The 13637-nt window shown below is 61.3% G+C and carries 9 protein-coding genes, 1 tRNA gene and 1 pseudogene; 6 read left to right on the top strand and 5 right to left on the bottom strand.

Annotation, left to right across the window (positions count from 1 at the left end; translation table 11 throughout):
- Window positions 1–1011 (bottom strand): annotated as a pseudogene (locus BM116_RS19070) (IS3 family transposase); the annotation flags it as partial.
- Window positions 1012–1264: 253 nt separating this feature from the next.
- Complete coding sequence (locus BM116_RS02755) at window positions 1265–2923, bottom strand: long-chain-fatty-acid--CoA ligase (RefSeq protein ID WP_083726050.1); 1659 nt, start codon at window positions 2921–2923, stop codon at window positions 1265–1267.
- A gap of 214 nt (window positions 2924–3137) precedes the next feature.
- Here BM116_RS02755 and BM116_RS02750 point away from each other — a divergent pair, with 214 nt between their 5' ends.
- The 5 genes from BM116_RS02750 to BM116_RS02730 are packed head-to-tail and all read left to right on the top strand — an operon-like array spanning window position 3138 to window position 7809.
- Window positions 3138–4679, top strand: a complete 1542-nt coding sequence (locus BM116_RS02750; RefSeq protein WP_083726052.1) for a 2-isopropylmalate synthase — start codon at window positions 3138–3140, stop codon at window positions 4677–4679.
- Window positions 4679–5443, top strand: a complete 765-nt coding sequence (locus BM116_RS02745) for a hypothetical protein (RefSeq protein WP_083726054.1) — start codon at window positions 4679–4681, stop codon at window positions 5441–5443. Before BM116_RS02750 ends, BM116_RS02745 begins: the two co-directional genes overlap by 1 nt.
- Window positions 5440–5892, top strand: a complete 453-nt coding sequence (gene rimI / locus BM116_RS02740; RefSeq protein ID WP_083726056.1) for a ribosomal protein S18-alanine N-acetyltransferase — start codon at window positions 5440–5442, stop codon at window positions 5890–5892. Before BM116_RS02745 ends, rimI begins: the two co-directional genes overlap by 4 nt.
- Window positions 5893–5914: 22 nt before the next feature.
- Entirely contained in the window at window positions 5915–6814 is a 900-nt protein-coding gene (locus BM116_RS02735; RefSeq protein ID WP_083726058.1) for a DMT family transporter, read from the top strand.
- Window positions 6811–7809 (top strand): isocitrate/isopropylmalate family dehydrogenase, encoded by a 999-nt coding sequence (locus BM116_RS02730; protein WP_083726060.1) that lies wholly within the window; start codon window positions 6811–6813, stop codon window positions 7807–7809. The genes BM116_RS02735 and BM116_RS02730 overlap by 4 nt, the downstream gene beginning before the upstream one ends.
- Before the next feature lie 76 nt (window positions 7810–7885).
- Here BM116_RS02730 and BM116_RS02725 read toward each other — a convergent pair.
- Together BM116_RS02725 and BM116_RS02720 are read right to left on the bottom strand one after the other, a co-directional pair.
- Window positions 7886–7962: transfer RNA gene (locus BM116_RS02725), tRNA-Met, on the bottom strand.
- A gap of 102 nt (window positions 7963–8064) precedes the next feature.
- Complete coding sequence (locus BM116_RS02720; RefSeq protein ID WP_083726062.1) at window positions 8065–11016, bottom strand: DUF748 domain-containing protein; 2952 nt, start codon at window positions 11014–11016, stop codon at window positions 8065–8067.
- On the opposite strand from BM116_RS02720, the gene BM116_RS19065 reads away from it, so the two are divergent.
- Complete coding sequence (locus tag BM116_RS19065; RefSeq protein WP_083726064.1) at window positions 11015–11404, top strand: amidohydrolase family protein; 390 nt, start codon at window positions 11015–11017, stop codon at window positions 11402–11404. The genes BM116_RS02720 and BM116_RS19065 overlap by 2 nt on opposite strands.
- A gap of 71 nt (window positions 11405–11475) precedes the next feature.
- On the opposite strand, the gene BM116_RS02710 is transcribed toward BM116_RS19065, so the two are convergent.
- Window positions 11476–13629, bottom strand: a complete 2154-nt coding sequence (locus BM116_RS02710) for a TonB-dependent receptor (protein ID WP_083726066.1) — start codon at window positions 13627–13629, stop codon at window positions 11476–11478.
- Window positions 13630–13637: the final 8 nt, after the last annotated feature.

The raw sequence follows: 13637 nt of genomic DNA, 5'->3' as shown, positions 1-13637 counted from the left end.
ACCCACTCCGTTTTCAGGCTACGGAACAGGCGCTCCATCGGTGCATTATCCCAACAGTTTCCGCGCCGACTCATGCTCTGGGTCATCCGGTATCGCCATAGTCTCTGGCGGAAATGGCGACTGCCGTATTGGCTGCCCTGATCGTTGTGGAACAAGACACCACCTGGGCGCCCGCGCATCTCGTAGGCTCTGTCGAGAGCCTTAGCGACCAGGTCAGCATCCGGCTTGGCAGACATCGCCCAGCCCACCACTCGGCGACTGAACACCCCAATACTGGGGCAAGGTAATGCCATTTTCCCTGCGCCCAGATATAGGTAATGTCCCCGCACCAAACTCTATTGGGGGCTTCGACAGTGAACTGCCGATCCAGAATGTTCGGTATGTCAGGCCGCTCGACTGTCGTCTTCTTTTAGGCGTGCGCCCCTGGTTGCTTGCTGGTCAGGCTCTGCTCTTTCATCAGCGCTCTTACCTTAAAGCGACCGATCACTGTGCCTTCTGCTTGGAGCATGGCGGCTATGCTGCGGCTTCCAGCGGCACTACGAATTTGAGTAAACAGCTCACTCACTCGGCGACGCAGCAGCAGCCGTTGAACATTAACGCGCCTGCATCTGGCCAGGTAGGTGTAATAGCTAGAACGCGATACGTCAAAAACAGCACACAACAGTTGGACGGGGTAGCGCTTGGCCAGTTGCCGAATCGACCTCAACGTCTGCGCCCGTGCTCCTCGGCCATCAAGAGCGCAGTGGCCTCCTTTAAAATCTTCTTCTCCAGCTCCAGGCGATTGATACGGGCTTTCAGGGCTTGGATTTCCTGCTGTTCAGCCGTGAGCGCCTTGCTGTTCGGCGTCACTCCACCACGCTCCTCGCGCAGTTGATCGACCCAGCGCCGGAGAGCGGTTTCTCCTACACCCATCGACTTGCAGGCTTCTACCACGCTATAGCCTTGGTCGACGACCAAGGCCGCTGCATCATGTTTGAACTCGACCGAAAAGGATCGACGTTGTTTGCTCATTGAACACCTCGCTGATGGCGATTCTACCGCCTAACTTGGTGTCCGGGATTAGTAGACCACTACAGCTGGCACCAGTTCTTCGAGGGTGACCATCTCCAGCGCGTGTTGTTTGGGTGAAGGGGGTTTGAGCATCGGGTTGGCCTGCGATAAACGACAACCCATTAAACAAAAGCCCCCGCCTTTCGGCTAGGGGCTTTGTCAGCAGTCTGAGATCGCCCTCAGGCGCTCTTGTTGTTTGGGCGTTGTGCCTTGATCAGGCGCGGCCCCACTCCATATCCTGCAGGTGTCTCCACATCAGCTTGCCGGTGGGCGACTTGGGGATGCTGTCGCTGAAGGCGACGATCTGCGGGCATTTGTAGGCGGCCATATTCTCATGGCACCAGCTGATGATGTCCTGTTCGGTGGTTGCTTCCTGCCCCTTGGCCAGCACGACAACGGCTTTTACTGTTTCGCCACGACGTTCGTGCGGTGCGGAGATGATGCAGACTTCCTGAATGGCCGGATGCGCATACATTAGCGACTCGACCTCCGCCGGCCAGACCTTGAAGCCCGAGGCGTTGATCATGCGTTTTACGCGGTCGACCAGGAAGAAATAGCCTTCTTCATCGTAGTAACCCAGGTCGCCCGAGCGGAAGAAGCGCTCGCCGTCGAGTTCAACGAAGGCCTCTTCGGTTGCCTCTGGCTTGTTCCAGTATCCCTGGAAGATCTGCTCGCCGCGCATGATGATTTCGCCGGTGACGCCAGGTTCGACTTCTTTCAGTGTCTCGACGTCGATCACACGTGAATCCACGCCGATAAAGGGAATGCCAAGGCATTGTGCCTTGCAAGCCTGGGGCGGGTTGACGTGGGTTGCCGCGATGGTTTCCGACAGGCCGTACCCTTCCATATAGATCAGACCGGTCTTGTCTTTGAGCTTCGCCGCTACGGCTGCCGGCATGGCTGCGCCGCCGCCGCCGATGCCGGTCAGCGAGCTGATGTCGTAGCTGTCGATATCCGGGTCGGACAGCATGTCGACCACCATCGTGGAGATGTTACGCCAGGTGTTGATCTTCAGTTTCTCGATCAGGGTGGCCGCGACCTTGCGGTCCCAGCGCGTCATGACCACCAGGGTGCCACCTGCGTACAGAGTGGAGTTCATGCAGGACTGCATGCCGGTGACATGGAACATGGGCACCGATACCAGATGGATACAGCTGTGCTGGGTGTTGACCCAAGCGGCGCCGTACACCGTCGTGGCCATGACACTGTGGTGGGTGTGAACGCAGCCCTTGGGGTTGCCTGTTGTGCCTGAACTGTAGGGGATGACGCAGAGGTCGCTGGGACCTGCAGTCAACGGGCCGGGGCGCAGGTTGGCTTTGAGCGCGTCCTGCCAGCGGCTCACACCGGTCGCGGTGGCGATGTTCGCAGCCTCGGAGACGACATCGGGCAGCGTGAGGTCGGTGGGTTGCTGCACATATTCGTTATACGCCGAGACGATCACTTCACGCAGGCAACCCTCGCCGATATGGGGCGCGACGAACTCACTCAGCTCCTGGCCGCACAGGGCGACAGGGGCCTGTGTGTCCTCGATCAGGTAGGCGAGTTCGGCTGTTCGGTTCATTGGGTTTACCGGAACGACAACAGCGTTGGCGCGCAGAATGGCAAAGTAGCCGATGATGTACTGCGGGCTGTTCTGCATGTAGAGCAGTACCCGGTCGCCGGCCTGTACGCCGGCCTGCTGAAGATAGCCGGCCAGACGCTCGGTCTGATCTTGCAGCTCGCGGTAGCTGATATCGGTGCCATAGTAATGAATGGCAGGATGCTCCGGGTATCGCAGCGCGGAGACGGTGATGTTGTGGTACAGGTTGGTTGCTGGCAGTTCCAGCTCACGGGGAACCTGCTCCGGCCATACTGCAAAATGACGCTCAAACATGCATCCAGTCTCCTGTTGTTGTCTGGCGATGCGCTGGCTCGTCAGACTGTTGTAGTGAGTATTCCGACAGCATAGGGCAGGCGAGCGCGTTGATGAATCAAACTGCCTTGCCGTGTTGGTAGCCAATAAACAGCGCTTAGTGTGCGTGCCGCTCGCGTGTCTGGATCGGGTATCATTGTGCTCTTGGGAAAACGCGTCGCGGAGGGCTGCGGACATGTCACAGAATCAGGTCATCATCTTCGATACTACCTTGCGCGACGGGGAGCAGAGCCCCGGTGCATCCATGACCAAGGACGAGAAGCTGCGAATCGCTCGCGCACTTGAAAAGCTGCGTGTGGATGTCATTGAGGCCGGCTTTGCGATTGCCAGCCCCGGCGACTTCGAGGCGGTCAAGCTGATTGCCGACACCATTCAGGACAGCATCATTTGCAGCCTGTCGCGCGCAGTGGATGCGGACATCGACCGCGCCGCCGAAGCGCTGGCCGGTGCCAACGCGGGCCGCATTCATACCTTCATCGCCACCAGCGCCATCCATATGCAGCACAAGCTGCGGCTGCCGCCGGATCAGGTGGTGGAGCAAGCGGTGCGTGCGGTCAAGCGAGCCCGTAACCTGTGCGCGGACGTGGAGTTCTCCTGTGAAGACGCGGGCCGGTCAGAGATCGATTTTCTCTGTCGCATCATCGAGGCGGCCATCGATGCAGGTGCCCGCACCATCAATATCCCGGATACTGTGGGCTACGCCATTCCGCACCAGTTTGCCGACACCATCGGTCAGATCATCCAGCGGGTACCGAATGCCGATAAGGCGATCTTCTCGGTGCATTGTCACAACGACCTGGGGCTGGCGGTCGCCAACTCACTGGCCGCGGTGACCGCCGGTGCGCGGCAAGTCGAGTGCACCATCAACGGTCTGGGCGAGCGTGCAGGCAATGCTGCGCTCGAAGAGATTGTGATGGCGATCAAGACCCGCAAGGATCTGCTTGATGTGCACACGCGCATTGAAACCGAGAATATTCTGGCAGCCTCGCGCCTGGTGTCGGGCATTACCGGTTTCCCGGTTCAGCCAAACAAGGCCATTGTTGGCGCCAATGCCTTTGCCCATGAGTCGGGTATCCATCAGGACGGCGTGATCAAGCACCGTGAAACCTACGAGATCATGAGCGCGCAGTCAGTAGGCTGGCACACCAACAAGCTCTCCCTGGGTAAGCTGTCTGGCCGTAACGCTTTTCGCTCGCGCCTTGAGGAGCTGGGTATCGAGCTGTCCGGCGAGGCGCTTAACGCCGCCTTTGCGCGCTTCAAGCAACTGGCTGACCGCAAGCACGAGATCTTTGACGAAGACCTGCAGGCGCTGGTGACCGACACCCTGACCGAGGTGGAGGAGCATATCCGCTTGATCCATCTGGAGGTGACCTCCTGCATGGGTCAGGTGCCGGTGGCGTCGGTGCAACTGAATGTTGACGGTAAGGAGCAGACCGCTCGGGCCGAAGGTTCCGGTCCGGTTGATGCCACCTTTAAGGCGATAGAACAATTGATTGGTTCGGCCGCCAGCCTGCAGCTGTACTCGGTCAATGCCATCACCCAGGGCACCGACTCGCAGGGCGAGGTGACGGTGCGACTGGAGAAGGCTGGGCGAATCGTCAACGGGAATGGTGCTGATACCGATATCGTCGTTGCCTCTGCCAAGGCGTATATCAATGCGCTGAACCTGATGCGTGAAGGCGCCTATCGTGCGCACCCACAGACGGCGGGGGTCTGATGTACGAGGCAACCCGTCTTGCCTATCTGGAGGCGCTTGGGGTCACCAACTGGATACCGCGTGATCCGCTGAGCGGCGTGCCGGCGCGCCCGCCTGCGTTGCTGTTGCCCGAGGCCGAGCCGCAAGCGCCGCAGCCGCCCCAGGCGGCGCCTGCTGAAATGCCAAGCGCTGCCCCGCGTATTGAGATACCTCGCCCCGGTAAACCCAGCGTTGCTGCGCCGGTCGCCGCTCCCGAGCCGGTTGTGGAGCCCGTGCCACAACCCTCCGGCCCGGCCGCCGAGCCGGTTGCGCCTTTCTACCTGCAGCTCTGGCAAGCGGGCCCCTGTATGCTGCTAGTCGAAGTGCCCGAGCCAGGTCTGGAAAGCGCTATGCCGGGGTTCATCCTGCTGCAGGACATTCTGCGCGCCGTACAGCTGCCGGATCGCCCGGCGCTGCTCGGCGACTTCCGCTGGCCGCTGAACCGCAATCCGCAACTCGACCGCAGCGCCGGCGCCGCCAGCCTCGGCTTGCAGGCATTCATGCGCGGGCGGGTAGAAGGGCGCGAGCTGGTGTCGCTGGGCTGCTTTGGCTCTGCCACCACCTTGCTGGTCGACGCCGATCTCGCCCAGGCCGACACCCTGCTGGGCTGCGAAGAGGCGCTGGATGACTTGCCCCCGGCCTGGTTTGCCCCTGATCTTGAGTCGCTATTGCGGCAGCCGGCGCGTAAGGCCGAGTTGTGGGCGTTGTTACGCCGTGTGCGTTCTCGCTGGCAGGGGACACAATGAGCGAATTGAGTTTTCGCCGCATGCAGGAGTCGGATCTGGATGCGGTGCTGGCGGTCGAGTTTGCTGCCTTCAGTCACCCCTGGACGCGTGGCATCTTTCTCGACTGCATCCAGTCCGGGCATGAGTGCTGGCTGGCGTTCAGTGGCCGCCAGCAGGTTGGCCACGGCGTGCTATCGGCTGCCGCAAGCGAGTCGCATCTGCTGAATCTGACCGTCAAGCCCGAGAGCCAGGGCAATGGTTATGGCTATGCGTTGCTCGATCATCTTATGGCGCAGGCGCGCGTGCGGGATGCGGAGGAAGCCTTCCTGGAAGTGCGGGCCTCAAATCAGACCGCTGCACGGCTATACGAGCGCTATGGTTTCAACGAGATTGGCCGGCGCCGCAATTATTACCCGGCCGTTGGCGGACGCGAAGACGCGCTGGTGATGGCCTGCTCGCTGATTGACTGAGCGCACGCATACGGGAGGCCACATGTTTTTTTCCACGCGCCATGGCGCTATCTGCGGACTGGTTATCGGCGCCCTGGCTTGGGCCGGCAACGCCTTGGTCGCGCGTGCCAGTGCTGGCCTGCTGCCTCCGGTGGGGTTGTCATTCTGGCGCTGGCTGACGGCCCTGGCCCTAATACTGCCGTTCACGCTGCCCAGCCTGATACGTCACCGCCATGTACTCGCCGCGCACTGGCCGCGTATTGCCCTGCTTGCCGCGTTGAGCATCGCCTCTTACAACACGCTGATGTATCAGGCAGCGCAAAGCACCACCGCCATCAATATTACGCTTGTCAACACCGGGCTGCCGGTGGCCGCGTTTATCTGGTCCATCTTGCTGCTGCGGCAATGGCCCACGCGGCTCACCTTGGCCGGCACGCTGTTGTCCTTCTGTGGGTTGCTATTCATTCTTGGACGCGGCGAACCGACACAGGTATTGGCTCAAGGAATGAATAAGGGTGATCTGATCATGGTGCTGGCGGTGCTGGCCTGGGGGCTTTACTCGGTGCTGCTGCAGCGCTGGCCGGTGCCTCTTCCGGGCTTCACATTGCTGGCGGCCATGTTGCTGTTTGGGGTACCGATATTGTTGCCGGTTTATCTCTGGGAAGTGTCGCAGGGGGCTAGCATGCCGCTCTCCACTGTCTCAGTTGGCGCCGTGCTGTATACGGCGATCATGGCCTCGCTGGTTGCCTACTCTGCGTGGAATAACGGCGTACGGGTACTGGGCCCGGCCACTGCGTCTCTGTTTAGCTACCTGATGCCGGTATTTACGTCGCTGTTTGGTGTGCTGCTGCTTGGCGAGCAGCTGCATGGCTACCACCTGCTTGGCGGTAGCCTGACCTTTGCCGGTCTGTTGCTGGCCACGTCGCAGGGGCGCAAGGCATGAAGAGCCTGTGCGTGATTGCTGGAGATGGTATTGGCCCTGAGGTAGTACCGGTCGCCGTGGATGCGCTCGAGCGTCTGCTGCCGGGTTTGCGCACCTGTGAGGCTGATGCAGGTTGGGGCTGTTTTGAACGCATGGGCACATCAGTGCCGCAGGCGACGCTGGATCTCATGAAGGATTGCGGGGCCGGTATCTTTGGCGCCGTGTCTTCGCCTTCCCACGCAGTTGCTGGTTACCGTAGCGCCATTCTGACCTTACGTCAGGCGCTCGCCCTGAACTGCAACCTGCGCCCGGTACGCAGTTGGCCCGTAATCTCCCCCCAGCCGAATATCGACATGCTCATCCTGCGGGAAAACAGCGAAGGGCTTTATGTCGGACGTGAGCGCATGGACGGAGAGGGGCGCGCCCTGGCCGAGCGCCAGATCACGCGTCGGGCCAGCGAGCAACTGGCGCAGCGCACGGCTGAGGTCGCCGCCTTGCGTAACGCACGGCGCATTACTCTGGTACACAAAGCCAATGTGCTGCCGCTGACCTGCGGCCTGTTTCGCGACAGCGCCCGGCAGGTGTTGGCCCAGGCGGGGTGGGATGCACGTGTTGACGAGCGCCTGGTGGATGTCGCCGCCCTGCAATTGGTCGCCTCGCCGGAGCAGTTTGACCTGATCGCCACCACCAACCTGTTTGGTGACATCCTCTCCGACCTGGCCTGTCACTGGTCTGGCGGCCTGGGCACCGCGCCGTCGCTCAACTGGGGCGACGGCATCGCGCTGGCCGAACCCGTGCACGGCAGCGCTCCCGACATCGCCGGTACCGGCCGTGCTAACCCCCTGGCCGCGCTACTTAGCGCCGCTCTGCTACTGCGTTATCACTGGCAGCTGCCATCACTGGCGGATCAGTTGGAAGTGGCGGTAAGTGACTTTCTGAAGGACGCAGGCACCGTCGATTTCGCCGACCGCACAACCCGTGTCATTGCCGATGGGGTTTTGGCGCGTCTGGGGTAGGGCCTTAGCGGGGCAGCTGGGCTCAGCCAAAAGGGCATAAAAAAAGGCTTAGCCGAAGCTAAGCCTTTGAAAAGGTTGGTGGCTACACCGGGACTTGAACCTGGGACACCAGCATTATGAATGCTGTGCTCTAACCAACTGAGCTATGTAGCCATCCGAGGCGCGCATTATTCATTTTGGCGGATACCTTGTCAAGCCTGTTGCACTCATTTTTTTGGCTGCCATTTCAATCGCTTAACCGGTGGCGCTGTTGGGCTACTGGCTATCGAGGTGCAGTGGCACGCTGACGCGTTCGCTATCGCTGGTTTGCGGTGTGGACACGTCGATCAGATAAAGGCGTTGGGCGTCCAGACCGCCGCGCTCTACCAGGTAGGCCTTGATCTCGGCTGCGCGGGCCTGGGCCAGGCGGCGCAGCACCAGTTCGTTGGTGCTCCAGTAGGCGAGCACGGCCTGTTCGAGTTGGGAGGCGCGTTCTTCTGGTTCCAGCTCTGCCCATTCGGGCGGTGGTTGGTGCTTCAGTCTACTGCGGTAGATGCCTTCCAGCAGGGCGGGTTTGTCGTCCTCTTCTACTGTCAGCTCATTTGGGCTGGCGGGGACTTTCGCTCCGCTGCGTTGCAGGGACTGAAATAGTAGCTGTTGGTATTCTTCTTCCAAGCGGGCTGCGGCGAGCGGCGGGCCGTCTTCGTTCAGGGTGCTCAGGCCTTCGATTTCCAGTGCCAGGGCAGGGCGCTCCTGCAGGGCGCTGGCCAGCGTGTCGAGGGCGCTTTGGGCGCTGCCGTCCAGTTCTTTCTGTCCGGGGGCAAAGCTGACCTGGCTGAGGTCCTGATCGTCCCCTGAGACTAAGCCTGCGATGAATTTGAACGGCGCCTGGGTGGCGCGCAGCAGCAGATTGCGCAGCGTCTGCCAGACAATCGGCATGACGCTGAACTGCGGGTCTTCCAGGTTGCCGGAGACCGGCAGCGACAGGTCGATATTGCCGTTGGTGTCCTTGAGCAGTGCCACGGCCAGGCGCACGGGCAGGTCGACGGCGTCGGGGCTGTCGACCTTCTCGCCCAGTTGCAGGCCTTCAAGCAGTAGCTTGTTTTCCGCGTTCAGCTGGCCCTGCTCAATGCGGTAGCGCAGGTCGAGATTCAGGCGCCCCTTGCGGATGCGGTAGCCGGCAAACTTGCCGGAGTAGGGTGTGAGCGTTGTCAGTTCAACGTTGCGAAAACGCGTGGCGATGTCGAGGCTGTTGAGCGGGTCAAAGGGGGTGAGGCCGCCTTTGATGGTCACCGGGGCGTAGCGATCAACTCGGCCCTCGATATCCACGCTGGCTACCAGCGGGCGCTGGTTGTCGATGGTGCCGATGCTGCCGTTGAGTTGACCCAGGGCGGTGGCGAAGTTGGGCGTCAGGCTGAAGTCGGCGAAGTTGGCGGAGCCGTCGTTGATTCGGATGCCGCCTATGCGCAGAGCCAGGGGCTTGCTGCTAGCTTGCGGCTGGCTTGCGGGCGTTGATGCAGCGGGTTGCTCGACCAGCAGGCCACTGAAGTTGGTGGTCAGGTTTTCATTGATGATAAAGCGCACATACGGTTGTTGCAGCGCGACGCCATCAATGGACAGGCGATCTGTCTGGTAGTCGATGCCGTTGAGCTCCAGACGTTGCCATTTCAGCAGGTCGCGTTTGCGGGCGCTGTCGACGATGTGCAGCTGCGTGACGTCGGCGTCGCCACTAACGCCGATATCCAGAGGTTGCACTCCGCGCAGTTGCACTTGCAGTTGACTGCCCAGCAGGCCGCTACGCAGTTGGATGCGCACCAGGGGTTCGACGTAGGCACGTACCAGCTGCAGGTTCAGATCACTACTGCTGACCTGCAGGTTGGCGCTCAACGGCGTGAGCGAGACGTCGCCGCTGGCCTGCAGCTGGCCGGTGGTGTTAACGCCGGTATCCAGTGACAGCTGGAAGGGCGCTTGCCCGCTGCTGTCAAAGTCGCGCAGGCTGAGGTTGAGTGGAGCCAGTTCCAGTTTGACGTCTTGCGCGGGTTGACGGTCTTCCAGGTGCAGGCGGTAGTTGTTCAGATCAACGGCGCTGACCTTGAGCTGCCAGGGCGGCGGCGGAGCTGTGGGTTCGATGGCTGTGTCGGTGTTGGGCTCAGCTTCAACGGGTGCAGGGGCGCGGGCGTCGACGGCGTCGGTGTCAGCACTGTCGCTGTTGTTTGCGTCCGGGTCGGTGGCGGGCAGCAGCGCCAGCAGGTCAATGTCGCCCTGTTCGGTGCGTGCAGCCCAGGCTTCCAGTCCTTCGCTTTGCAGGGCGCCCAGGCGCGCCTGGCGTTGGGCCAGGTCCATCGACCCGTCGCTGAGGGATAGCGAGGGGATACGCAGTAGCGGGCGGTCCTCGGCATCAAGGTTGAGGTCCTGCAGGTTCAACTGCGCGTTGCTCAGTGTCACGTCTGTGCGCTCGGACAGGTCGATCCGATAGTCGGTGCTGGCACTTAGCGCCCCGCTTTGCAGGGTGATGGCTACGCGGTCGCGCACGTACGGCCAGATCGTTTGCAGTTGGGCGGCATTAACGCTGACATGGCCGCTGGAGCGTAGCGGCAGCAGGCTGAGCGTACCTTGCCAGTCCAGGCGGGCACCGTAGGGGCCGCTGGCGCTGAGGGTCATATCGCTACTGTTGTCGGGCAGGGTGCTGAGATTGTGCAGCTCCAGCGACAGGTCGTCGTAGGCGAAGACCACCGGCTCGCTGGTGCGCTGATCTTCAAAGTACAGGCTGTTCTTGATCAGCGCGATGCGGTCCAGCTCAACGGGAAAGGGTTGCGAATCCGTTGCGGGCGGCTCTGGCTCGGTGCGCTCGGGTAGGTTGAACAGCTGCAGCAGGTTTAGCTCGCCGTCCTGGTTGAAGCGCACGTCGCCGTGCGCGCGCTCCAGCTCTATGTCGGTCAGGTGCAGTGCGCCGCGCCACAGGCTGTCCAGCGATAGGTTAGCGTACAGGCGGCGGAAGGCGATTTGTGGGGCGTCGGGCTCACCGATGTGCAGGTTCCACAGGGTCGCTTCAAAGCTGAATGGGTTGAACTCCACACGTTCCAGGCGGGCAGGCGCGTTGCTCAAGGCAGTCAACTGCTGGTTGGCAACATGTAAGACGATAGCGGGCAGCAGCAGTATGCCGATCAGGCTGTAGGCAAAGACGGCAACCAACAGTGATACCAGTACGGTTTTTTTGCGTAGGCGCATGGGGATCGTCGCAACAGAGGTCACCAATCAAGTATGGCACGGGAAGTCAGGCCGTGTGCCTCAATATCGGCGTAAATGCCCTGTTTTGAGCGGTGAAGGGACACACAATAGAGGAGAACCAAATGCAGACCGCCGTTACCAGACAGCCAGTGGTCAGGTGCTGAATGCGGCGCAGGCAATCAGTGTGCGGCAGGCATTGCGGGCGATGACCATCAACGCGGCCTGGCAACTGGACATCGAGCAGCAGGCAGGGAGTCTGGAGGTCGGCAAGTGGGCTGATCTGCAGATTGTGGACCAAAGCCCTTACGCGGTGCCGGCCCAGAGGCTGAGCGCACTAAAGGTGGACGAGGTCTATCTGGCTGGCGCACTGCAGTATCGCCGGGAGTAAGGGGCGTCGCCCGCGCATTGCGCGGGCGAGGTTGGTGTGCGGCGCCAGGCGTTGCGCGCCGCAAAAGGAGGTTACCAGGACAGGGTGCCGACTACGCCCAGGGCGCGTGGATCGCCGTAGACAGCGTTGCCGTAGGTGGAGTCTTCGCGGAAGCGCTCGGTACGGTACTCGCGATCGAACAGGTTGTTGGCGTACAGATAAGCGCCCCAGTTGTCCTGCTCGTAGCCGGCTTTCATGTTGACCAGCGCGTAGGCGTCGGTTTCGGTGTCCGGGGTGTTCAGCAATGTGGCACCCTCGCTGGCGTAGGAGACGTTACCGTTGAGGAAACAGCCGTTGGCAAAGCGCCAGGTGCTGGCCACATTACCGGTCCAGTTGCGGGCAAACTGGAACTCTTCACCGGAATAGTCAACGCCGTTGTTCTCAAGCTTGTCGAACTCGGTCTTGCTGTAACCCACACCGGCTGACAGATCCCAGTTGTGGTTGACGGCGTATTTGCCCTCCAGCTCAAAGCCGTACACGTGCGACTCGCCTGCGTTGACGACAAATCGGTCCAGTGGGTGGATGGCGCCAGCGGGCGCGATGGTCACTTGCTGGTCGGTCCAGTCGGTGAAGAACAGGTTGAAGTTGACTGCTAGTCGCTGGTCCAGCAGCAGGGCGCGCAGGGACGATTCGTAGTGGGTGGTGAATTCTTCGTCGTATTCCTGCACCTGGCCGCGGATCGGGTTGGTGGATACCCCGCCCGAGCGATAGCCGCGCTGGACCAGGAAGCCGGTCGACAGGGTGTCGCTCCACAGGTAGTTGAAGCCGATCTTGGGCAACAGGTTAAAGGCGTCGGTTTTGCCGTCTTGCTGACCGGGGCCCATCAATCCGGCGAGGAAACCGTCGATCAGCGGGTCGAAGCCTGGGCCGTAGGAGACGGCGCGCTCAATAGTAGTGCGCACGTCACTCTCACGCTCCTCGTAGTCGGCGCGCAGACCGGCCAGCAGTACCAGTTTGTCGGTCAGGTGGTAGTCGATGTCGGCGAACAGAGCGGCGTTCTTGTAGCTCTCTTCGGTGTAGTTGGAGGAGTTGAGCGCGATGGGGATGGGCAGCAGTCCGCCAGTATCCAGCTCGACGTTGCTGGTGGTATAGCCGTCATCCAGTGTGCCGGTGGATAGATACAGGCCGGTTACCGAGCGGCGCCGATCGCCGTTATAACGCAGCAGAAACTCCTGGTTGAAGGTGTAGTCGTCGGTTTGCTGTTGCAGGGTGGCTTCGCCCGGGCTGCCGTCAAAGTCGTTGTCGCGCTCAAAGTCGCTCTGTACAAAGCCGGTGTTGGCCTCAAAACTCAAGCGCTCGCTCAGCGGTTGCTTGAAGCTCAGAGACAGGCTGTCGCTCATGGTTTCCCAACTGCTGGGGTAATTCAGGCGGCTTTCGCGGCCACTCTGGCGGTCATCCACTGCGGCGTCGCCATCTTCGCGAAAGCGGTTGTGGCTCAGCGTCAGGAGAATCTCGCCGTCGCTTGGCAGCAGGTACAGCAGCTTGCCGCGCAGGTTGCCGTTGTAGCTGCTGTTGAAGTCGCTCTGGTTGAGAAAGTCATTGTTCACAAAGCCGTCGGTACGCTGGTAATCACCGGTGATGCGGTAGGCCAGGTTGTCGGTCAGCGGGCCGGTTTGCATGATCGCGGTCTGGTAGGTGTGGTCTTCATCGTAGACCAGCTTGGCCGCGCCGTTGCTGGCGAACTCGGGATCGCGGGTCTTGAGGGTAATCTGACCGGCCAGCGAGTTGCGGCCGGAGGTGGTGGATTGCGGGCCGCGCAGTACTTCGACGCTTTCCAGGTCCCAGGTGCTGATGGCGTTGTCCTGAATGCTGCGGCTGGTCAGCAGGCCGTTGTCCAGGTACACGCCGATGGTGCCGGCGCCGTTGTCTGCGCCGGTTGGGCCGGCGTTGGCGATGCCGCGAATCGACAGGCTATTGAAGCCACTGGTATTGCCGACGTTGGGCACGCTCTCGATCAGGTCGTAAAGGTTGTCCATGCGCGTGCCGTTGTCGATCTCATCCCCATCGACAACCTGTGCGCTGGCAACGGTTTCCAGCTGGGTGCGCTCAATCTTCTGGCCGGTGATGAGAATTTCCGGCAGCGCCAGTGTGCGGCTGTCGTTTGTCGGCTCAGCGGCCAGCGCGAGGCCGGGGCTGAGAGAGGCGAGCAGGGCGCCGCCCAGACGGTGAGCCTTGTTGATTTTCATTGTGTGAT

The sequence above is a fragment of the Halopseudomonas pachastrellae genome, assembly GCF_900114765.1.
In the GTDB taxonomy this organism is placed as follows: Bacteria; Pseudomonadota; Gammaproteobacteria; order Pseudomonadales; family Pseudomonadaceae; genus Halopseudomonas; species Halopseudomonas pachastrellae.
This window is presented reverse-complemented; position numbering and strand designations above follow the sequence as displayed.